Annotated in this window: 21 protein-coding genes; all 21 read left to right on the top strand. The window is 26.1% G+C overall.

Annotated elements, in window-relative coordinates; genetic code table 11:
- Entirely contained in the window at positions 1–1146 is a 1146-nt protein-coding gene (gene recA / locus VJI94_RS01420; RefSeq protein WP_036715249.1) for a recombinase RecA, read from the top strand.
- A gap of 166 nt (positions 1147–1312) precedes the next feature.
- Positions 1313–2356, top strand: a complete 1044-nt coding sequence (locus VJI94_RS01415; RefSeq protein WP_029949048.1) for a DUF1015 family protein — start codon at positions 1313–1315, stop codon at positions 2354–2356.
- 11 nt (positions 2357–2367) lie between these two features.
- Positions 2368–4185, top strand: coding sequence for an aminotransferase class I/II-fold pyridoxal phosphate-dependent enzyme (locus tag VJI94_RS01410; RefSeq protein ID WP_324008056.1), 1818 nt, complete (start codon positions 2368–2370; stop codon positions 4183–4185).
- Positions 4186–4341: 156 nt separating this feature from the next.
- Positions 4342–5337, top strand: a complete 996-nt coding sequence (gene plsX / locus VJI94_RS01405; protein WP_314938264.1) for a phosphate acyltransferase PlsX — start codon at positions 4342–4344, stop codon at positions 5335–5337.
- On the top strand, positions 5337–5558 hold the full coding sequence (locus tag VJI94_RS01400) for an acyl carrier protein (RefSeq protein WP_004833368.1): 222 nt from the start codon (positions 5337–5339) through the stop codon (positions 5556–5558). The genes plsX and VJI94_RS01400 overlap by 1 nt, the downstream gene beginning before the upstream one ends.
- Before the next feature lie 11 nt (positions 5559–5569).
- A complete protein-coding gene (gene rnc / locus VJI94_RS01395) occupies positions 5570–6286 on the top strand; it encodes a ribonuclease III (protein ID WP_324008055.1) in 717 nt (238 codons plus the stop codon).
- Positions 6279–7358, top strand: a complete 1080-nt coding sequence (locus VJI94_RS01390) for an elongator complex protein 3 (RefSeq protein ID WP_324008053.1) — start codon at positions 6279–6281, stop codon at positions 7356–7358. The genes rnc and VJI94_RS01390 overlap by 8 nt, the downstream gene beginning before the upstream one ends.
- Positions 7348–10884, top strand: coding sequence for a chromosome segregation protein SMC (smc, locus tag VJI94_RS01385; protein ID WP_324008051.1), 3537 nt, complete (start codon positions 7348–7350; stop codon positions 10882–10884). The genes VJI94_RS01390 and smc overlap by 11 nt, the downstream gene beginning before the upstream one ends.
- Before the next feature lies 1 nt (position 10885).
- A complete protein-coding gene (gene ftsY / locus VJI94_RS01380) occupies positions 10886–11866 on the top strand; it encodes a signal recognition particle-docking protein FtsY (RefSeq protein ID WP_029949040.1) in 981 nt (326 codons plus the stop codon).
- Positions 11867–11999: 133 nt separating this feature from the next.
- Positions 12000–12353: a YlxM family DNA-binding protein gene (gene ylxM, locus VJI94_RS01375; protein ID WP_029949039.1), complete on the top strand. Its 354-nt coding sequence runs from the start codon at positions 12000–12002 to the stop codon at positions 12351–12353.
- Positions 12354–12365: 12 nt separating this feature from the next.
- Positions 12366–13709, top strand: a complete 1344-nt coding sequence (gene ffh, locus VJI94_RS01370) for a signal recognition particle protein (protein WP_029949038.1) — start codon at positions 12366–12368, stop codon at positions 13707–13709.
- 17 nt (positions 13710–13726) lie between these two features.
- Positions 13727–13981 (top strand): 30S ribosomal protein S16, encoded by a 255-nt coding sequence (rpsP, locus tag VJI94_RS01365; RefSeq protein ID WP_004833375.1) that lies wholly within the window; start codon positions 13727–13729, stop codon positions 13979–13981.
- Between the two features lie 11 nt (positions 13982–13992).
- Entirely contained in the window at positions 13993–14220 is a 228-nt protein-coding gene (locus VJI94_RS01360; protein ID WP_009372714.1) for a KH domain-containing protein, read from the top strand.
- A 4-nt stretch (positions 14221–14224) separates the two neighbouring features.
- Positions 14225–14725 carry a ribosome maturation factor RimM gene (gene rimM, locus VJI94_RS01355; RefSeq protein ID WP_041953912.1) on the top strand — a complete coding sequence of 167 codons (501 nt, stop codon included), beginning with the start codon at positions 14225–14227 and terminating at the stop codon, positions 14723–14725.
- Positions 14718–15410 (top strand): tRNA (guanosine(37)-N1)-methyltransferase TrmD, encoded by a 693-nt coding sequence (trmD, locus tag VJI94_RS01350; protein WP_278553879.1) that lies wholly within the window; start codon positions 14718–14720, stop codon positions 15408–15410. The genes rimM and trmD overlap by 8 nt, the downstream gene beginning before the upstream one ends.
- A 58-nt stretch (positions 15411–15468) precedes the next feature.
- A complete protein-coding gene (rplS, locus tag VJI94_RS01345; protein WP_004833379.1) occupies positions 15469–15816 on the top strand; it encodes a 50S ribosomal protein L19 in 348 nt (115 codons plus the stop codon).
- Between the two features lie 53 nt (positions 15817–15869).
- Positions 15870–17156 (top strand): replication-associated recombination protein A, encoded by a 1287-nt coding sequence (locus tag VJI94_RS01340; RefSeq protein WP_029949034.1) that lies wholly within the window; start codon positions 15870–15872, stop codon positions 17154–17156.
- Between the two features lies 1 nt (position 17157).
- Entirely contained in the window at positions 17158–18543 is a 1386-nt protein-coding gene (asnS, locus tag VJI94_RS01335) for an asparagine--tRNA ligase (RefSeq protein WP_324008049.1), read from the top strand.
- 199 nt (positions 18544–18742) lie between these two features.
- Positions 18743–19363 carry a helix-hairpin-helix domain-containing protein gene (locus VJI94_RS01330; RefSeq protein WP_324008048.1) on the top strand — a complete coding sequence of 207 codons (621 nt, stop codon included), beginning with the start codon at positions 18743–18745 and terminating at the stop codon, positions 19361–19363.
- A gap of 9 nt (positions 19364–19372) precedes the next feature.
- Entirely contained in the window at positions 19373–20428 is a 1056-nt protein-coding gene (selD, locus tag VJI94_RS01325; protein ID WP_324008047.1) for a selenide, water dikinase SelD, read from the top strand.
- 46 nt (positions 20429–20474) lie between these two features.
- On the top strand, positions 20475–21863 hold the full coding sequence (selA, locus tag VJI94_RS01320; RefSeq protein WP_081697332.1) for an L-seryl-tRNA(Sec) selenium transferase: 1389 nt from the start codon (positions 20475–20477) through the stop codon (positions 21861–21863).

Here is a 21863-nt window from a genome sequence, read left to right as displayed (position 1 = left end):
ATGGCTATAAAAAAAACAGATAAGTTCGAAAGAATAGAAGATAAAGATGAAAGAAAAAAAGCTTTATCAATTGCACTTGAAAAAATTGAAAAAGATTTTGGAAAAGGTATAATAATGAGAATGGGAGATGCTCCTAAAGTAAATATAGAGTCCATAAGTACAGGAGCAATGAATTTAGATATTGCTTTGGGAATTGGAGGAATACCTAAAGGAAGAATTGTGGAAATTTATGGTCCAGAATCTTCTGGTAAAACTACATTAACATTGCATATAATAGCAGAATCTCAAAAAGCTGGAGGAGTAGCTGCCTTTATTGATGCAGAGCATGCATTAGACCCGGAATATGCTAGAAAATTAGGAGTAGATGTAGATAATTTACTTATATCACAACCTGATACTGGTGAACAAGCATTAGCCATTGTTGAAGCTTTAGTTAGAAGTTCCGGAATTGATTTAGTTATAGTTGATTCTGTTGCAGCACTTGTTCCAAGAGCAGAAATTGAAGGAAATATGGGAGATTCTCATATGGGATTGCATGCTAGACTTATGAGTCAAGCATTGAGAAAATTAGCAGGTATAATTTCAAAGTCAAATACAACGGTTGTATTTATTAATCAATTAAGATCAAATATTTCAACTAATCCTTATGCCGGAGGTGGTCCTGCAGAAACTACAACAGGAGGTAGGGCTTTAAAATTTTATGCAAGTGTTAGAATTGATATAAGGCGTGCAGAACAATTAAAGCAAGGAGATGGAGAACCTTATGGAGCAAAAACTAAAGTAAAAGTTGTTAAGAATAAAATGGCTCCTCCATTTAAGACATGTGAATTTGATATAATTTTTGGTGAAGGAATATCAAAACTTGGAATTATAGTAGATATGGCTGCTGATAAAAACATAATAAAAAAATCAGGTGCATGGTATAGCTGTGGAGATATTAAACTTGGACAAGGAAAAGAAAAAGCGAAAATTTATCTAGAAGAACATCCAGCGTTTTTGGAAGAAATTAAAGAAAAAATTTATGAATCTTATGGGATTGAGTATGAAAAGAAAGATGTTCCCAAAGAAGTTGAAACAATAAATTTAACTGATAAAGAAATTGAAGATTCGGAAGAATTATTATTGGATGATTTAATAATTGAATAATGTATATAATAAAGATGAGATTTTAAATGCTCATCTTTTTATATTAAAATTTGTATAAAGATGATTTTTATTTGTTATTATGATATAATAGACGTAGTTTTGTTCCTTATAATAATGATATTTATTTTATTATAGTGATATATAATAATTAGTTTTTGGAGGTTTTATGAAAATAGATTTATTAAAAAATAGTTTTATAAATATTTCTAAGAATATTTATGATTCTGATTTTATTAATTTAGCCAAAATTAATGATGAAAAAATATGTTTTGATGATAATACATTATTTCTTTCTAAAAGTAGTAAAGATAAATTAAATTCTCAATCTATTGAAAATAATAAAGAGTGTATTTATATTTTTAAGTATTTTAACTCCTATGGTGTACTTGCAGATTTGCCGATTGAAGAATATACGTCAGAAAAAATAAAATGTCATGAACTTGTTTTACCTGATGTTATTCAAGGGATGATTGCAAATTATCATATATATAATGCTGAAACAGCTCCTGTTTTCATTGTACACAAAGAAGAAATTGATTATAAAAAAATTATTGAAATGAAAAAATATAAAAAAGAATATCATTTTGATAATATTGATTTATATGTTTATTTTGAAAACGAAGCTAAAGAAATTATAGAAAATTTTTCAAGTGTTGAACAAATGTATGTAGCTGATGGGCATCATAGATTGTATACTTCTTCTATGTTAAAAGATAAAGACAATGTTTTTTCATGTTTTTTAAGTTTTTCTCAAGTCACAATTTCTCCTATACATAGAGTTATTAGAAATATTGATGCTACTTCTTTTGAAAAAGCAAAATTATTTATGAATAGCTTTTTAGAAGTTTTTGATGATGGAGAATTAAAGAAAGGTTTTGTTAGAATATCATATCAAGATGATTCTTTCCTTGTAAAGTTAAAAGATACAGAAAATGATTTGTTCTGGAACAATGATGTATATAGAATGAATACTCAAATTATTTCGACAGCTTTTAGAATTTTAAACTTTTCAAATGTTGAATATATTGGAGATAATGAGATTTTATTTGTTAAAAAAAATCTTGGAAAAAATGACGTATTAATTGAACTTTGTCCGTTAGATGCTGATGAATTTATGGAATTAGCTAATGAAGTTTGTGTACTACCGCCAAAATCTACATTTTTTATTCCAAAATTTCCATCATTTTTAGTATTTAAAAAGTATAAATAGGAGGTGCTTAAATGCAAGCAGTTATATTAGCCGCAGGTCTTGGTAGTAGATTAAAAAAATTAACTGAAAATAATACAAAATCCATGGTAGAGGTAAATGGTATTTCTCTAATGGAGAGAATGTTAAGGATATTAGATACAAAATCTCTTTCAAATATAGTTGTTGTTACAGGATATAAGAGTGAATTTTTTATTAATTATATGAAATCTTTAAATATAAATACCAAGTTAACTTTTATAAATAATGAAATTTATGATAAAACTAATAATATTTATTCAATGTTTCTTGCTAAGAATGAAATGATTAATGAAGATAGTATTTTACTTGAATCTGATTTAATTTTTGATGATGAGATGATTACAGAAATTTTAGAAGATAATCGTAAAAACTTAGCTTTAGTTGCAAAATATGAACGTTGGATGGATGGAACTTGTTTAAAAATAAATGAAAATGAGGAAATATTAGATTTTATTCCAGGAAAAGATTTTAACTTTGAAGATGCTGATAATTATTTTAAAACTATAAATATTTATAAATTTTCTAAAGAATTTTCTAAAAATATTTATTTTCCATTTTTAGAAGCATATATGAGTGCAAATGGAAAAAATGATTATTATGAAGCTGTTTTAAAGACAATTATTGATTTAGGTAAAAATTATATTTATGCAAAAGTAATTTCAGATGATATCAAGTGGTATGAAATTGATGATGAACAAGATCTTAATATTGCCTCTTCAATTTTTTCAAATGGAGATGAAAAACTTGAAAAATATCAAATAAGATATGGTGGATATTGGAGATATCCTAAACTATTAGATTTTTGTTATTTAGTAAATCCATATTTCCCGCCTAAAAAAATGATAGATGAGTTGAAATATAATTTTAAAGTCCTGCTTGAGCAATACCCGTCAGGGCTTGATGTAAATTCTAGTCTTGTAGCAAAAATTTTTGATATAAAAAAAGAAAATATTGTTGTTGGAAATGGAGCTGCTGAACTTATAAAATCAGTCATCGAAAAAATTGATGGAAATATTGGATTTATCAGACCAACTTTTGAAGAATATCCTAATAGACATAATAGTGAAAAATCAATAGTATTTATTCCAAAAAACGATAATTTTTCATATACTGCTAAAGATATAATTGAATTTTATTCTGACAAAGATATTGAAGCATTGGTTTTAATAAACCCTGATAATCCTACCGGTAATTATATTTGTAAGAAAGATATTTTTACTTTGATTGACTGGGCTAGAGGTAAAAAAATTAAATTTATTTTAGATGAGAGTTTTGTTGACTTTGCTGAAGAAGAAAATTCAACATTTCTAGATGATAAGTTATTAAATTTATATGACGATTTTATTGTTGTAAAGAGTATTTCAAAATCTTATGGAGTTCCAGGCATTCGTCTTGGTATTGTTGCGACTTCAAATTCACATTTAATTTCTATGATCAAAAAAGATGTGTCAATTTGGAATATAAATTCATTTGGAGAATATTATCTTCAGATATATGATAAATATAAAAAAGTTTATGCTAATGCACTAGTTGAAATCAAAAACGCTAGAAAAATATTTTTAAATGAATTAAATAAAATTGAAGAACTTAGAGTTGTACCTTCTCAAGCAAATTATTTTACTATTGAATTGAAAAAAGGAAATTCTAAAGAATTATGCTCAAAAATGCTCGAAAATTACAATATATTTATAAAAGATTTAACTTCAAAGATTAATTTAAAAAATAGAGAATTTATTAGAGTAGCAGTTAGAAATATTGAAGATAATGAAATTTTTGTTTCAGCAGTTAAAGATTATTTTAAAAATATATAGACACATAAAAGACAGTAATTTATAATTTACTTTATAATAAATTTACTGTTTTTTTATTATCTAAATATGAAAAATATATTTAATTTTTAATACAAAAAAATTTGTATAAAAGTCATAAATATGGTATACTAAAGTGTATTGATGTTGGAGGTAATTATGAAAATAATAGTTGATTTATTGGGTTCGGATAAAGGCGTAGAAACAATTTTTAAAGGAGTAATAGAAACAAGTAAATTACTCAAAGATTTATATTTTGTAGTTATCGGACCAAGAGAAACAATAGAGAAAGTAAATATTAGTGATGATTTAAAAAATAGATTAGAAATTATAGATACCAAAGAATATATTTTAAACACGGAAGAACCAACTTTTGCAGTAAGAAGAAAAAAAAATGCTTCAATAGTTTTAGGAATGAAGTGTTTGGATAAAGGGGAGGCTGATGGGTTGATTTCCTTTGGAAGTACCGGTGCAGCACTTGTTTCCGGACTTTTCATAGTAAAAAGAATGGAAAATGTTGAAAGACCCGCATTAACAATAACTTTACCAACTAATAAGGATAAAATGATTTTATTGGATATTGGTGCAAATACTGATTGTACTACTGATATTTTAAAACAATTTGCAATAATGGGAAATATTTATGCAAAAGAAACTTTAAATAAAGAAAATCCTAAGATTGCTCTATTAAATATAGGAAGTGAAAATGGTAAAGGAACTAAAGTCTTAAAAGAAACATATTCTGTTTTGGAAAACGAGAATATGAATTTTGTCGGAAATATTGAATCAAGAGATATTTTCAATGGAGATGTAGATGTTGTAGTATGTGATGGTTTTCATGGAAATGTGGTACTTAAAACTATTGAAGGTTCAGTTAAGTTTATTTTGGATAATATAAAAAAAACATTAATGTCTTCAATACTTGGAAAGATTGGAGGACTTCTAATAAAATCACCAATGAAGAAATTGAAAAAGACCTTAGATTATAAAGAGTATGGTGCTTGTCCTATGTTAGGATTAAAAAAAGTTGTATTTAAAGGACATGGAAGTAGTGATGAAAAAGCTGTTGTTTCAGGAATTGTTTCAATGGTTGATTATATAAAAAAAGATATAAATTTAAAAATTGAAGAAAAAATTGAGAGAGGAGAAAAATAATGGTTTTTGAAAAAGTAAAAGAGTTTTTGCAAAATGCCTTTAAAGGTAAAGAAATAAATTTAGATACTAAATTTAGAGAAGATTTACAAGCTGATTCTATAAAAGTTTTAAGTGTTATTATGGATATTGAAGATGAATATAATCTTGAATTAGATGAAGAAACTATACGCTCGATTGTAACAGTTAGAGATTTAGTAGAATATATAGAAAAAAATATTTAAGAGGTAATTTTATGATTACTAAGGAAAGAAAAGAGTTATTAAATGAGTTAATGGAAGTACTAGGATATAAATTTAAAGATTTAAAATTGTTAAATTTAGCATTTGTTCATAGATCATATTTAAATGAATGTAAAGATGCTACAATTTCTAATGAAAGACTTGAATTTTTAGGAGATGTTATTTTAGGTTTTATAGTGAGTGTTGAATTATATGAACAATTTCCAAACTCTGATGAGGGATATCTAACTAAAATCAGAAGTAAAGTTGTTTGTGAAGAATCTTTTTCTTATGCGGCAAGAACTTTTAATTTGGGAAAATATCTTCTATTGGGCAAAGGAGAAGACAGTTTTGGAGGTAGAAATAGAAATAGCATCTTAGCTGATACTTTTGAGGCACTTTTTGGAGCTTTATATCTTGATGGAGGAATGGATGTTGTTACTGAAATAGCTAATAAATACTTTTTTGACACTGTTATTTATAAGATAGATAAAAATATTTTTATAAAAGACTATAAAAGTTATTTGCAAGAATATTTTCATAAAAATGCTACAACTAAAATTAGTTATACCCTTGTTGCAGAAAGAGGTCCTGATCATGATAAAGAATTTGATATGTGTGTAAATATTGATGGTGTTGTAAAGGGATATGGAACCGGAAAAAATAAAAAACAGGCTGAACAACAAGCGGCGAGAGATGCTCTTATAAAATCAGGAGCTATAAGTGAATAAATGTAATATAATTCCAATTTTTGTACCACATATGGGATGTCCTCATGATTGTATCTTTTGCAATCAGAGAAAGATAACAAATTTTGTTGATGTTCTTGATGAAGTTGATATACGAAGAAATATTGAGCAGTATATTTCATATTTTAAGAATAAAACTATTCCTATAGAAATTGCATTTTATGGAGGTAGTTTTACTGGGTTAGATAAGAATTTAATGATTAGTTATCTTGACATAGCTAAGGAATATATAGATAAAGGATTTGTGAGCTCTATAAGATTATCAACTAGACCTGATTACATAAATCATGAAATTTTAGATATTTTAAAAAAATATGAAGTTAAAACTATAGAATTAGGCGTTCAGTCTATCACTAAAAGTACTTTAGATTTAAATAACAGAGGACATGATGTAGAATGCATATATAAATCATCTACACTTATAAAAAAATATGATATTAAATTGGGATTACAAATGATGGTTGGACTTTATGGAGACACTTTTGATATGGTAATTAATACTGCTTTTGAATTGTGTAAAATTAATCCGGATTTTGTTAGAATTTATCCTACGCTTATTATAAGAGATACAGAATTGGAAAGACTTTATTATTTTAAAAAATATATACCAATGAGTCTTGAAGATTCTATTTATTTCTGTAAATATATTTACATAATATTTAAATATTACGATATACCTATAATAAGATTAGGATTACAGAGTAGTGATAACATTTCTGAAGATGGAGATATAGTTGCCGGACCATATCATCCTGCATTTAGAGAACTTGTTGAAAGTTCGGTTTATAGAGATTTTATAGAGTATTATATGTGTTTTTTTGATATTAAAGATGATATTACTATTAAATGTAACAATTCAGAAGTTTCAAAAATTGTTGGAAATAAAAGATCAAATTTAAAATATTTTAAAGAAAAATATAATATTAATATAAAAATAAAAACTCTTACTTTAGAGAAAAATATTTTAAAATTTAATGAAAATATAGTTTATATGAATGATTTTATAGATTATTATTTTAATAAAAATATTTTAAGGAGAATTGATGAGACTTAAGAGCATTGAAATAAATGGTTTTAAATCATTTGCTGATAAGATAAAATTAGATTTTGAGACTAATATCACAGCGATAATAGGACCAAATGGAAGTGGGAAAAGTAATGTTGCCGATGCTGTTAGATGGGTTTTAGGAGAGCAAAGCGCTAAGACCTTAAGAGGTAGCAAAATGGAAGATGTTATTTTTTCCGGAACAGATAACAAAATTAAAAAAAATTATTCAACTGTTAGTATAACTTTTGATAATTCAGATAATGTAATACCTATTGATTTTAAAGAAGTAACTATTTCAAGAAAATTATATAGAACTGGTGAAAGTGATTATTTTATAAACAAATCCAATGTAAGATTGAAAGAAGTTAGAGAATTATTTTTAGATACTGGTGTAGGAAGAGAAGGTTATTCAATAATCGGTCAAGGTAGAATTGAAGAAATTATAAATGGAAAGTCAGAGGATAGAAGAGCCATTTTTGAAGAGGCTTCAGGTATTTCAAAAATTAAATACCAGAAAAACGAATCACAAAAGAAGTTATTCAAAGCTAAAGATAATTTAACAAGATTAAGAGATATAATTATTCAAAATGAAAATAGATATGGCTTTTTAAAAGGACAATCTACTAAGGCTAAAAAGGGTATTGCCCTATTAGAGGATATTGAAAAAGCTGAATTTTCTATTTCATATAAAGATTATAATAATTTAAACAGTAATTTTAATAAATATTCAGAAAATTTAGAAATCAATAAAGAAGAATTATTTGATATAAATAAAGAATTTGAAAATGTAAAATTAAAAATTTCACCATTAAAAGAGGAACTCAATAATATAACTAATGTAATTGAAAAAGACTCTGCTGAATTGGATAGAATAAATAAGAAAAAGAATGATATTACTAATAAAAAAAATGTTTTAATTGAAAGAAATAAGTTTATAAGATTAAATAATGAACAATTCTTAAAATTAAAACAGGAATATATTGATAATTTAGAAAAAATTAATCTTGAAATATCAGAACAGGAAAAAAAAATTTCTGAAAAAAATTCGATTTTAAAAAACTATATTGATGACAAAAATAAGGTAAAGAATGAATTATCAAAAAGCAAAGAACTTTTGAGTTCTAAAGTTCAAATTCTAGATAAATTCTTCCTAGAAAAAGAGGAAATTGAAAATAAAATTAGCGATTTAGAAACTGAAAAAAGAGCTAATGAAATTATAACTGATAGCATAAAAAAGAAAATTGAAGAAAATACTGAAGAAGTAACTAAATTAAATATTGAAAAAGAAAATATAGAAAAAAAATTATCTGAGAATAACTCGCTTTTAGAATCAAATAATCAAAAAGTACAAAATATTGATTTAACTATTTTTGAAAAGAGACAACTTATATCAGAATTAGAAAAAGAACTTATTTCTTTAAATAATCAGGTTTCTAATATAAATAATGAGATAAATTATAAGAATAAAGAAATTATTATGTTAAAAAATTATATTAGAAATTATGAAGGATATGGTAAATCAGTTCAAGATTTATTTAAACTTTGCGATAGAGAAACTGAGTTAAAGTCGATGATTTGTGGGACCTTGGGAGAACTTATTTCTGTTGAAGAGAAGTATAAAAAAGCAATTGATACTGTTTTATCTTCAAATTTACAGGGCATTGTTGTTCATAATGATTTAGAAGCTAAAAAAATAATTGAGAAAATTAAAGCTAATAAAATTGGAAGACTTAATTTTTTTCCTATTTCAAAAATATTATTAAAAAAAGAATACAGTAGTATTATAGATTCTGATATATTATCTTTTGCTAATGATGTAATAACATGTGATAATGATTATAGAAATATAGTCGATTATTTCTTAGCGAATACTATAATATGTGAAAATATGGATATCGCAATAAAATTATCTAACAAGTTTAAAAATAAATTTAGAATAGTTACGCTAGATGGTGATGTTATAAATAGTTGGGGTTCCATTTCCGGAGGATATAAATCTAGTAAAAATTCATTTTCTATAATTGGTAGGAAACAGCAGTTAGCAAAAGCTTTATCAGACATTGAAAATTTAGAAACTAACTTAAAGAATAATATAAATAGAATTTCTGAAGTAAAAACTGATTTACAGTCAAATAAAGAAAATTTAGATAATCTGAAAAGTGAAAAAGAAGATGTAAAATTAAAAATTGATTCTTTACAAAAGATTATCTATTTAAATGAATTTGATGTAAGAAAAATTACTGAAAAAATTGACGAGATAAATAATTACAAAGAAAATCATCAAGGTTTTACTTCTGATAAAGAAAAAGAGTTAATTCTTTATAAGGAAAAAAGTATTCTTATAGATGATGAAATTAATAAATACAATTTAGAAATAAATAAATTGAAGAATCTTGTTTTAGAAATGGAAAAAAATGAAATAATTGTTATAAATAATTTAGATTCGATTGAGAGAGATATAAATATTTTAGATAATTCAAAAAATATTTTGTTAGAAAACAAGAATTCTAATGAGAGTAAACTTAAGCTAAAGGAATCAGAGTTAATAGAATCCGAGTTACAACTAAATAATAATTCATCTGAAATAGAAGTGATAGAACAGCTTATTATAGAAATAAATTTAAAGACTGATAAATTAAATAATTCTATTAGTAAAAATACTGATTTGAGGAAAAAGCTGATATTAGATAATGAAGAAATTTCAAAAAGATATTCTGAGTTAAGTGAAAAATCTTTAACTTTAGAAAAAGAAATCGAGAAAAATGAGCTTAGAATATCAAATTTAAAAGAACAATTTTCAAATTTAATTAATAGACTTTGTGATGAATATTCTTTAACTTTGGAAGATTGCGAAAGAAAAATGGAATTATATAAGAATGAGCACTTTACTAAAGAAGAATTGAAAAGGTTAAAAGAAAACTTAAGAGAATTGGGTTCTTTTAGTTATGATTCCATAGAAGAGTTTGAAAAAGTAAAAAACGAGCTTGAATTTCAAAAAAAACAAGAAATAGATTTACAAAATTCTATAGAAGACATAAATAAAATTATATTAAAATTAGAAAATACAATGAAAAAAACTTTTCTTAACGAGTTTAAAAGTATTAATGAAAATTTTTCAAATATTTTCAAAATTTTGTTTAATGGTGGGGAAGCTAGACTTGAACTTGACAGTGAAGATATTTTAAATTGCGGAATAGATATTATTGCTAAACCTGTAGGAAAGAAAATGCAGACTTTATCTTTAATGTCAGGAGGAGAAAAATCACTAACAGCGGTAGCGCTACTATTTGCTATTTTTGAAACAAAACCATCACCTTTCTGTATTTTAGATGAAGTTGATGCTGCATTAGACGATTCTAATATATTAAGATATGTTGAATATTTGAAGAATTATTTAACAGAAACACAATTTATAATGATAACTCATAGAAAACCAACGATGGAAATGGCCGATATGATTTATGGTGTAACTATGGAACAAAAGGGAGTTAGTAAAATAGTTTCTATGACATTTAATAAGGAGAAAAAATAATATGTTTAATTTTTTGGGAAAGAAAAAAGAAGAAAACGAAGCCGAAGAAATTACTGAAAAAAAGCAGAGTTTTTTTGAAAGATTAAAAAAGGGATTAGTAAATACGAGAAATAATTTGTCAAGTAAGATAGATAACTTACTATCTATGTCAACAAAAATAGATGAAGAATTATTTGAAGAATTGGAATATATTTTAGTTTCTGCAGATATTGGTGCAAATGTTACAATGGAACTAATAGATGATTTAAAAGAAATTGTTAAAAAGGAAAAAATTACTGAACCGTCTTTAATCAAAGACAAATTAATTGAGCTTATGAACTCAAAGTTAGCTTCAAAAGAATTAAATCACGATTTCAATATTATTGATGGTATACCGACAATTATATTGGTTGTCGGAGTAAATGGTGTCGGAAAAACTACATCTATAGGAAAATTAGCAAATAAATTTAAGTCAAAAGGGAAAAATGTAATGCTAGTTGCTGCAGATACTTTTAGAGCAGCAGCAACTGAACAGCTGACTGAATGGGCTAATAGATCCGGTGTTCCAATAATTTCAAATGAAGAAGGAGCTGATCCGGCATCTGTTGTATATGATGGAATTCAAAGTGCAAAGAGTAAAAATATTGATATTTTAATTTGTGATACTGCAGGTAGGCTTCATAATAAAAAAAATTTAATGAATGAGTTGAATAAGATTGCTAGGGTGATAGATAGAGAATATCCTGAAGCAAATAAGGAAGTTACACTTGTTCTCGATGCAACAACTGGACAAAATGCTATTGTTCAAGCTAAAGAATTTAGAGATACTGCAAATATTGATAGTGTAATTTTAACAAAATTAGATGGTACTGCTAAAGGTGGTGTTGTCTTTACAATTCAACTTGAAATGGAAATTCCTGTTAAGCAAATTGGTATTGGAGAACAAATAGATGATTTGCAAGATTACAATGATGAGGATTTTGTAAATGCAATATTTAATTAATTATTTTAAATTAACGTTGAAAAATACGTTAATTTTTTTTGAAAAAATTTTTTTAAAAAAGTATTGACAAATATATATTTAATGGTATAATATAAAGGTCAAGAAAAAAACTTGACCTATTTAAGAGGTGATTATGGAAAAAATAGTTGAGATAGCTGTTCTGTTTGATTATTATGGTAAACTTCTTAGTGATAAGCAATATAATGTTATTGATCAACATTGTAATGAAGATTTATCTCTCAAGGAAATCGCTGAATTAAATGGAATTTCTAAACAAGGTATATCAGATATTTTAAGTAGAGCAGAAAAAAAATTAAGATTTTATGAAGATGAATTAAAATTAATTTCTAAATTTGAAAAAATAAATAGTAGTCTAATGGAAATTAATTTATTAATTGAAAAATCAAAAATAGAAGATTCTTCTTTACAGAGTATTCTTGATATTATTCAAAAGAAAAATAATGAAATTATAGAAAATGATTTATAGGAAGTGACAGGAATGATATTTGAGAATTTATCCGAAAAACTTCAAGGAGCATTAAATAAATTAAGAGGTAAGGGAAAATTATCTGAAAAAGATGTAGACCTTGCAATGAGAGAAGTTAAACTTGCACTTTTAGAATCTGATGTAAATTTCAAAGTTGTTAAACAGTTTATAAATAATGTGAAAGAAAGAGCAATTGGTAAAGAAGTTATGGAGAGTTTAACTCCTGCACAACAAGTTATCAAAATTGTAAATGAAGAACTTACTGCTCTTATGGGGAAAAAAGAAGAGAAAATTCAAATTGACTCTAATCCTCCGACTGTTATTATGCTTTGTGGTTTACAAGGTGCAGGTAAAACTACGCATGCTGGAAAACTTGCGAGATACTTTATAAAACAAAATAAAAGACCTCTACTAGTAGCATGTGATGTTTATAGACCAGCAGCAATAAAGCAATTGCAAGTTGTTGGTAAATCAGTTGATGTTCCAGTATTTACTATTGACGATTGTAAAGATGTTACTAAAATAGCAAATGAATCAATTAAATTTGCAAATTCCAATTCAAAAGATATAGTTATTTTAGACACTGCTGGTAGACTACACATAGATGATGTACTTATGGAAGAATTAAAATCTATTAAATCATCAGTTAGTCCAATAGAAATTTTATTAGTAGTAGATTCTATGACAGGACAAGATGCTGTAAATGTTGCTGAAAGTTTTAATAATGAATTAGACATTACCGGAGTGATAATGACTAAATTAGACGGAGACGCGAGAGGGGGAGCTGCTTTATCTATTAAGGCTATCACAGGAAAACCCATTAAATTTATTGGTGTAGGTGAAAAGCTTGATGATTTAGAGCAATTTTATCCTGATAGAATGGCATCTAGAATTTTAGGAATGGGAGATATTTTATCTGTAATAGATAAAGTTCAGAAGCAATTTGATTTGAAACAGACAAAAGAACTTGAAGAAAAAATTAGAAAGCAAAGTTTTACATTGGATGATTTTTTAAGTCAAATGCAACAGGTTAGAAATATGGGACCGTTACAAGATTTACTTTCTATGATGCCCGGGGTGAATTCTAAAATGCTAAAAGATGTTAACATTGATGAAAAAGAGCTTGATAAAATTGAAGCAATGATTTTATCAATGACAAAAAAAGAAAGAGAAAATCCGGATATTATTGATAATTCTAGAAAGCAAAGAATTGTAAAAGGTTCAGGAACTAGTATTACAAATCTTAATAAATTGCTTAAGCAATTTAAAGATAGTAAAAAAATGATGAAAAAAATGCAAGACATGACTAAAGGAGCTAAGAAAAAAGGCAAATTCGGTTTACCTTTTTTTAAATAAATTTTAAGGAGGACAATATGGCAGTTAAGATTAGATTAAAGAGAATGGGTTCAAAGAAAAAACCATTTTATAGAATAGTTGTTGCCGATTCAAGAGCACCAAGAGATGGTAAATTTATCGAGGAAATTGGATATTACAATCCATTAACAGAATCAAAAGAAATTAAAGTTGATGCTGAAAAGGTAAATGCTTGGATTAAAAATGGTGCAAAACCAACTGATACGGTAAATAGATTATTTAAAAATAATAACATATATTCTGAAAATAAATAAGGACTGTATATATGAAAGAATTAGTTGAATTTATTGTGAAATCTCTAGTTGATAATCCTGAAAAATTAGTTATAACTACTGAGGAAGAAGGAGAAGTATTAAAGATTTTTATTAAGGCAGACGAAAATGATATTGGAAAAATTATAGGCAAGCAAGGTAAAATTGCTAAAGCTATAAGGACAATTGTTAGATCTGCCGCAATGAAGTTAGGTAAAAAGGTAATAATAGAAATAAATTAGTATTATGGAATTTATTGAAGTTGCAAAAATTATAAATGTTCATGGAATAAAAGGTACTGTAAAAATTTATTCATTAACTTCCAATACTGATAGATTTAATGCGGGTTGTATATTTTATATTGATAAAAAAATACCTGTTACTATTAAATCCGTCAGAGAGTTGAGTTCTGATCTTGCTTTGTTAGCTTTTAATGAGTATGACAATATAAATCAAGTGTTAGAATTTAAAAATAAAGGACTTTTCATTGAAGAAAGTAATTTATTAGAACTTCCTGAAGATGAATATTATATATATAAACTGATAGGAGTTGATGTATATGATCAAGATAATAAATTTATTGGAAAAATAAAAAATGTTTTGACAACATTGGCTAATGATGTTTATAATATTGATTATAATGGAAAAGATGTATACATACCTGCAGTAAAAGAGTTTATAAAAGATGTTGATATTGAAAAATCTATAATGAAAGTAAGTATAATAGATGGTATGTTAGATGATTAAGATTACGATTTTAACTTTATTTCCAGATTTTATCGATTCAATAAGAAGTTATGGTGTCTTGGGCAAAGCCATTGAAAAAGGCGTTATTGAACTTGAAATTTTGAATATTAGAGATTTTTCTAAAGACAAGCATAATAAAGTTGATGATGAAATATATGGTGGTGGAGCAGGTATGTTGATGACAGTGCAACCTGTTTTTGATGCTATAAAATTTAGTAAAAAGGATAATTCTAAAGTTGTTTTTCTATCTCCGCAGGGAGAAGTTTTAACACAAAATAAATGTAAAGAGTTATCTAAAAAAGAACATTTAATATTTCTATGTGGACATTATGAAGGTATTGATTCCAGAATTATAAATAATTTTGTAGATGAAGAAATTTCTGTAGGTGATTATGTTGTAACAGGAGGAGAAATTCCTGCTATGTTACTTATGGATGCTGTTTGTAGAATGGTTGATGGAGTATTAGGTAATTCAGAAAGTGCTTCTACGGATTCGCACTATAATAACTTGTTACAATATGATGTTTTTACAAGACCTCGAGATTTTAATGGAATTGAAGTTCCAGAAGTTTTACTTAGTGGAAATCATAAAGAAATTGAAAAATGGAGAGAAGAGTCTTCATTAGAAAATACAAAGAAAAAAAGACCTGACTTATATGAAAAGTACATTTTAAAAAAGGAATAGGATGTTCCTCTAGTTTATATAAAATAAATTAAGAACATTGATATTAGGAGGAATTATTATGGATATAATAAAACAAATTGAAAATGAACAATTAAGACAAGAAAAATTTGATTTTAATGTTGGTGATACAGTTGTTATCGGATATAAAATCAAAGAAGGAAATAGAGAAAGAGTTCAAGCTTTTGAAGGAACTGTAATTAAAAAACAAGGAAAAGGCTCAAGAGCAACTTTTACTGTAAGAAGAGTATTACAAGGAGTTGGTGTTGAAAGAACATTCCCAATTCATTCACCAAGAATTGAAAGTTTAAAAGTAATTAGACGTGGTAAAGTAAGACGTGCAAAATTATATTACTTAAGAGACAGAGTGGGTAAGGCTTCAAAAGTTAAAGAATTAAAGAAATATTAAAAATTAAGTACCTCGAGTTTTCGAGGTACTAATTTTATAGAAAAGAGGAAAATATGGATTTATTTAAAATGAATTACAATTTATTTTCTAAATTATCAAAACCATTGGCCGAAAGAATGAGACCAAAGGATTTATCTTTTTTTATTGGTCAAGATAATATAATAAAAAATAATTCTGTGCTAAAAAACATGATAAAAAATAATAGATTTTCGTCAATGATATTATATGGTCCACCAGGATCTGGGAAAACATCACTTGCAAATATTATTTCTAGTACTACTGATAATTATTTTGTAAAAATTTCTGCTGTTACATCTGGAACAAAGGAGATTAAAGAAATAATTGAACTTGCAAAAGATAATTTATCAATGTATAATAAAAGAACTATATTATTTATAGATGAAATACATAGATTCAATAAAATGCAACAAGATTTTTTACTTGAATATGTAGAAAATGGAGATATAATATTTATTGGAGCTACTACAGAGAATCCTGCTTATGAAGTAAATAATGCATTATTATCAAGAGTTATTGTTTTTGAACTACAAGCACTTAGTTTTGAAAATTTAAAAGATATAATTGACAATGCTATTTTAAATGATGAATTTTTAAAGAATAAAAAAATAAGCTATACAGAAGATGGCATAAGCTATTTAATAAAAATGTCAAATGGGGATGCAAGAACCGCATTAAATTATCTTGAATTGATTATTGATAATTTAGAATCTGAAGATAAAGTTATATCTGAATATAAAATAAGAAATATTTTAGATAAGGTAAAAGTATATTATGATAAAAATTCAGATAAACATTATAATTTCATTTCTGCTTTTATAAAATCTATGAGAATAGGAGATCCTGATGCTGTTGTTTATTATTTAGCGTCAATGTTAATTTCTGGTGAAGATATCAATTTTATTGCAAGAAGAATGATAATCTTTGCATCAGAGGATATTGGAAATGCAAATCCAAATGCATTGATTTTAGCAAATTCATGTGCAGAGTCTGTAAAAAAAATAGGAATGCCTGAAGCAAGGATTATTTTATCACAATGTGCCATTTACCTTGCATGTAGTGAAAAAAGCAACTCATCATACTTAGCTATAAATAAGGCATTAAAATTTATTAAAGAAAATGGACTTGAAGAAGTTCCTATCTTTTTACAAACTTCAAGATCAATATCTAAAAAAAATGAGGAATATAAGTATCCTCACGACTATGAAAATATGGTTACAGGTCAAGAATATTTACCTGAAAAAATTAAAGATATAAAATTTTATAACCCAAAAAATATTGGATATGAAAAAAATTTTTTTGATAAATTAAAGGAGGAATAGAATGTTTTTACTAAAAGATATTTTTGCAAATGAAAAAATTTTTATTGACAAAGAAGTTGAAGTGGCAGGTTGGATAAAAAATAGTCGTTTTAATAATAATATTGGTTTTATAGAGCTTAATGATGGAACAACTTTCAGAAGTATTCAAATTGTAGTTGAATCAAAACTAGATAATTTTCAAACTATATCAAAATTACTATTACCTTCCGCAATTATAGTTAAAGGTAAAGTTGTTAAAAGTTTAGGTGGAAAACAAAATTTTGAAATTAATGCCTCTGAAATAGTAGTTGAAGGAGAGTCCACTGATAAGTATCCTCTTCAAAAGAAAAGACACACATTTGAATTTTTGAGAACAATCCAACATCTAAGACCAAGAGCAAATACATTTAATGCTGTTTTTAGAGTTAGATCAATTTTAAGCTATGCTCTACACAAATTCTTTTTCGAAAGAGGATTTGTTTATGCACACACACCAATTATAACTGCAAGTGATGCAGAAGGTGCTGGCGAAATGTTTAGAGTGACAAATTTAGATATAGACAATCTACCTAGAACAAATAATGGAGAAGTTGATTTCACTCAAGACTTTTTTTCTAAACCAACAAATTTAACTGTTAGTGGTCAATTAGAAGGTGAAGCATTTGCAATGGCATATAGAAATATCTATACATTTGGACCAACATTTAGAGCTGAAAATTCAAATACTACAAGACATGCTGCTGAATTTTGGATGATTGAACCAGAAATAGCTTTTGCTGATTTAAAAGATGTTATTAAATTATCAGAAGATATGGTTAAATATATTATTAAATTCGTTTTAGAAAATGCTCCTGATGAAATGAAGTTTTTTAATGATTTTATAGATAATGGATTACTCGAAAGATTAAATTCTGTTGTTAATTCAGAATTTAAGGTTATGACATATACTGAAGCAATAGAAATATTAAAATCATCCAAAGAAAATTTCAAATACCCGGTTGAATGGGGAGTTGATTTGAAAACAGAACATGAAAGATATATCTGTGAAAAAATCGTAAAGGGTCCTGTTTTTTTAACAGATTATCCAAAAGAAATAAAAGCATTCTATATGAGATTAAACGATGATAATAAAACTGTTGCAGCAACAGATATGTTAGTTCCAGGTATAGGAGAACTAATAGGAGGAAGTCAAAGAGAAGAAAGACTTGAAATATTAAAACAAAAAATGAAAGATTCAAATATGAATATTGATGATTATTCTTGGTATTTAGACTTAAGAAGATTTGGTGGAACAAAACATGGAGGTTATGGATTAGGATTTGAAAGAATGTTAATGTATTTAACAGGAATGCAAAATATAAGAGATGTATTACCATTCCCAAGAACAGTAGGATTATGTGAATTTTAATATTATAATTTTTAAAATGAGGTGCACTTTGCATCTCATTTTTTTGTAATAATATGCAAGAAAATATTATACATTTATATAATATATTAAAATTATTTAATATATTATATCTTAATTAATTAAAAATAGATTTTTTTGTAATAATATGTTATAATTATAATGTATTTTTATTTCGTAATTGCAATAATTGAGGTGTATTATGTTAAAGAATAAAAAAGATATAATTTTAATTGTATGTATGTTTTTAGGATTAACTGTTCTTGGATTTACTTATAAATATTTAACATCTACTAACGAGAAAAAAGCTGTAGAAAATATTCACAATGAAAGCAAACTCCAAAATGAAGAAAACTCTCCAGAAAATAAAGATCAAAATTCAGAAATATATGTACATATTGATGGAGAAGTAAAAAATCCTGGTGTATATAAGATGAAAATAGGGGATAGAGTTAATGACGCAATTCAAGCAGCAGGTGGATTAACTGAAAATGCTGAAAAAAGCAAAATTAATTTGGCTACAAAACTTAAAGATGAAATGAAAATACATATTTTCAAAATTGGAGAAACTAATGGAAATTCACACAATGAATCTAGAGATGTTGATAATAGCTCCGTTGAAAATAATAGTAAATTAATTAATATTAATACTGCAAGTAAGGAAGAACTTTGTAAATTAACTGGAATAGGAGAGAATAAAGCTAAACTTATAATAGAGTATAGAGAAAAAAAGAAATTTACTAAAATTGAAGATATTACAAAAGTTTCGGGAATTGGAAAGAAAACTTTTGAAAAAATAAAAAATGATATAACAGTAGATTAGGAGAAAATAATGAAAGATACTAATTTAAAAGATATAAAATTAACTTCATATGCGAAAACTTCAGGATGAGCAGCTAAAGTTGGTCCAGATATTCTGGACGAGGTATTATCAGGATTGGATAACAGCACTTCAATAAGTGAAGATTTAATTGTAGGAATAGAAACTTCTGATGATGCAGCTGTTTATAAGATTAATAATGAACTAGCATTAATTGAGACTTTAGACTTTTTTACTCCTATAGTTGATGATCCGTATACTTTTGGCAAAATTGCCGCTGCTAATTCTCTTTCAGACGTTTATGCAATGGGTGGAGAACCAACTATGGCGATGAATATTGTATGTTTCCCAAATTGTTTACCTCCAAAGATTTTAACAGAAATATTAAAAGGTGGACTTAAAAAAATGCAAGAAGCTGAATGTTTACTAATTGGAGGACATACTGTTCAAGATGATGAACCGAAATATGGGTTAAGTGTTTCAGGTTTTGTTCATCCTAATAAAGTTTGGAAAAATTCCTCTGCTAGAATTGGTGATATTTTAATTTTAACAAAGCCATTAGGGCTCGGAATAATAAATACTGCTATAAAAGGTGGAGTTGCAACTGAAGAAGAAATTGCAGATGCAGTTCATACTATGGAAACTCTTAACAAATACGCAAAAAGATCGATAGAAAATTATACAATTAATTCTTGTACGGATATTACAGGATTTGGATTAATGGGCCATTGTTATGAAATGGCTAAAGGATCAGGTACCACTTTTGTACTTGATAGTTCTAACTTGCCTATTTTAAAGGGTGCAATAGATTATGCTAATATTGGACTTATTCCTAAAGGTTGCTACGATAATAAAAAATTTGTTGGAAATAACTATATTGTGGAAAAAGAAATAGATGAATCTCTTTTAAATGTAATGTTTAATCCTGAAACATCAGGTGGACTTCTAATTACAGTTCCTGAAAACGAAGTAGTAGATATTCTAAATAATTTAAGAGGTATTCCAACAAGATTTGCTGTTGTTGGTAAAGTTGTAGAAAAAAAAGAAAAATATTTAATAATAAAATAATAATAAAATAATAATATAATTAAGTAATTTTAAAGTGGAGAAGACTATGAATTTATACAAAATGATACCTAAAGTTGATCAAATATTAGATAATAAAGTAATAAAAGATTTATTAGATAAAAATTCAAAAAATTTAGTTATGGAATCAATTCATGAAGAACTAGATAATATTCGAAACAATATTTCTAATGGATATGATAAAAATATTATATCAAATAAGATTGAAAATCTAATTGATAACATTAAAGATAATTTAATGAACAAAAAAACATTCAGTTTAAGAAATGTTGTTAATGCATCAGGAGTTGTTATTCATACTAATTTAGGAAGATCTGTTTTAAATAATGAAATTTTTGAAAATATTAAAAAAGTTTCAATCGGATATTCTAATCTTGAATATAATTTAGAAAAAGGAGAACGTGGATCGAGATATTCTCATTTAAGTGAAATTATAAAAAAAATTACCGGGGCAGAAGACTGTATGGTTGTAAATAATAATGCTGCGGCAGTTATGTTGATTCTATCTACAATAGCAAAGGGAAAGAATGTAATTACAAGTAGAAGTGAGCTTGTTGAAATTGGAGGATCATTTAGAATTCCTGATGTTTGTAGAGAAAGTGGAGCAGAACTAAAAGAAATAGGGACAACCAATAAAACGCATCTTAGAGATTATGAAAATGCCATTGATGAAAATACAGCAGCACTGTTTAAAGTTCATCAAAGTAATTTTAAAATTTTAGGATTTACTGAAGCTGTGTCTTCATTTGAATTAAAAAGCTTAAAAGAAAAATATAATATTCCTATTATTGAAGACTTAGGTTCTGGAGTTCTTATAGATTTATCTAAATATGGGTTATCTCATGAACCGACTGTCCAAGAATGTATTAAAAATGGTGTTGATATTGTAAGTTTCAGCGGAGATAAATTGCTTGGTGGAGTTCAAGCAGGTATTATTGTTGGTAAAAAAGAATATATTGAAAAAATGAAAAAAAATCAATTAACTAGAGCTTTAAGAGTTGATAAATTTACTTTGTCAGCATTAGAAGCTGTATTTTCATATTATATTGATGAAGAATTAGCTATTTCAAAGATACCAACATTAAATATGTTAACTATAAAAATTGAGAAACTATATGATAAAGCCCAAAAACTTATCGAATATTTGGGAGAAAATAATGAATTTTCTTATGCAATTATAGATATCGATTCAGAAGTTGGTGCAGGTTCACTTCCAACTCAAAAATTACCATCTAAGGCTATAAAAGTAATTTCAAAATCATTTACAGAAAATGAATTAGAGGAAAAGTTAAGAAGTAATAGAATTCCAATAATTACAAGAATTTATAAAGGAAATTTAATTTTTGATGTGAGAACAATTTTTGAAAATGAATTTTGTATAATTAAAGATGCATTAAATTCGTTAATAGGAGAATAA

It is taken from the genome of Parvimonas sp. D9 (assembly GCF_035282565.1).
Taxonomy (GTDB): domain Bacteria; phylum Bacillota; class Clostridia; order Tissierellales; family Peptoniphilaceae; genus Parvimonas; species Parvimonas micra.
Note: the sequence above shows the minus strand (reverse complement) of the source record. Positions and strands in the feature narration are given on the sequence as shown.

What these genes read in the sequence shown, in the direction of transcription:
- trmD (WP_278553879.1), top strand. Translation starts at nt 14,718, where the DNA reads ATGATTAAGATTACGATTTTAACTTTATTTCCAGATTTTATCGATTCA.
- rpsP (WP_004833375.1), top strand. Translation starts at nt 13,727, where the DNA reads ATGGCAGTTAAGATTAGATTAAAGAGAATGGGTTCAAAGAAAAAACCA.
- rnc (WP_324008055.1), top strand. Translation starts at nt 5,570, where the DNA reads ATGATTACTAAGGAAAGAAAAGAGTTATTAAATGAGTTAATGGAAGTA.
- VJI94_RS01330 (WP_324008048.1), top strand. Translation starts at nt 18,743, where the DNA reads ATGTTAAAGAATAAAAAAGATATAATTTTAATTGTATGTATGTTTTTA.
- rimM (WP_041953912.1), top strand. Translation starts at nt 14,225, where the DNA reads ATGGAATTTATTGAAGTTGCAAAAATTATAAATGTTCATGGAATAAAA.
- VJI94_RS01410 (WP_324008056.1), top strand. Translation starts at nt 2,368, where the DNA reads ATGCAAGCAGTTATATTAGCCGCAGGTCTTGGTAGTAGATTAAAAAAA.
- asnS (WP_324008049.1), top strand. Translation starts at nt 17,158, where the DNA reads ATGTTTTTACTAAAAGATATTTTTGCAAATGAAAAAATTTTTATTGAC.
- smc (WP_324008051.1), top strand. Translation starts at nt 7,348, where the DNA reads ATGAGACTTAAGAGCATTGAAATAAATGGTTTTAAATCATTTGCTGAT.
- plsX (WP_314938264.1), top strand. Translation starts at nt 4,342, where the DNA reads ATGAAAATAATAGTTGATTTATTGGGTTCGGATAAAGGCGTAGAAACA.
- VJI94_RS01415 (WP_029949048.1), top strand. Translation starts at nt 1,313, where the DNA reads ATGAAAATAGATTTATTAAAAAATAGTTTTATAAATATTTCTAAGAAT.
- rplS (WP_004833379.1), top strand. Translation starts at nt 15,469, where the DNA reads ATGGATATAATAAAACAAATTGAAAATGAACAATTAAGACAAGAAAAA.
- recA (WP_036715249.1), top strand. Translation starts at nt 1, where the DNA reads ATGGCTATAAAAAAAACAGATAAGTTCGAAAGAATAGAAGATAAAGAT.
- VJI94_RS01340 (WP_029949034.1), top strand. Translation starts at nt 15,870, where the DNA reads ATGGATTTATTTAAAATGAATTACAATTTATTTTCTAAATTATCAAAA.
- selA (WP_081697332.1), top strand. Translation starts at nt 20,475, where the DNA reads ATGAATTTATACAAAATGATACCTAAAGTTGATCAAATATTAGATAAT.
- VJI94_RS01360 (WP_009372714.1), top strand. Translation starts at nt 13,993, where the DNA reads ATGAAAGAATTAGTTGAATTTATTGTGAAATCTCTAGTTGATAATCCT.
- ffh (WP_029949038.1), top strand. Translation starts at nt 12,366, where the DNA reads ATGATATTTGAGAATTTATCCGAAAAACTTCAAGGAGCATTAAATAAA.
- VJI94_RS01400 (WP_004833368.1), top strand. Translation starts at nt 5,337, where the DNA reads ATGGTTTTTGAAAAAGTAAAAGAGTTTTTGCAAAATGCCTTTAAAGGT.
- ftsY (WP_029949040.1), top strand. Translation starts at nt 10,886, where the DNA reads ATGTTTAATTTTTTGGGAAAGAAAAAAGAAGAAAACGAAGCCGAAGAA.
- ylxM (WP_029949039.1), top strand. Translation starts at nt 12,000, where the DNA reads ATGGAAAAAATAGTTGAGATAGCTGTTCTGTTTGATTATTATGGTAAA.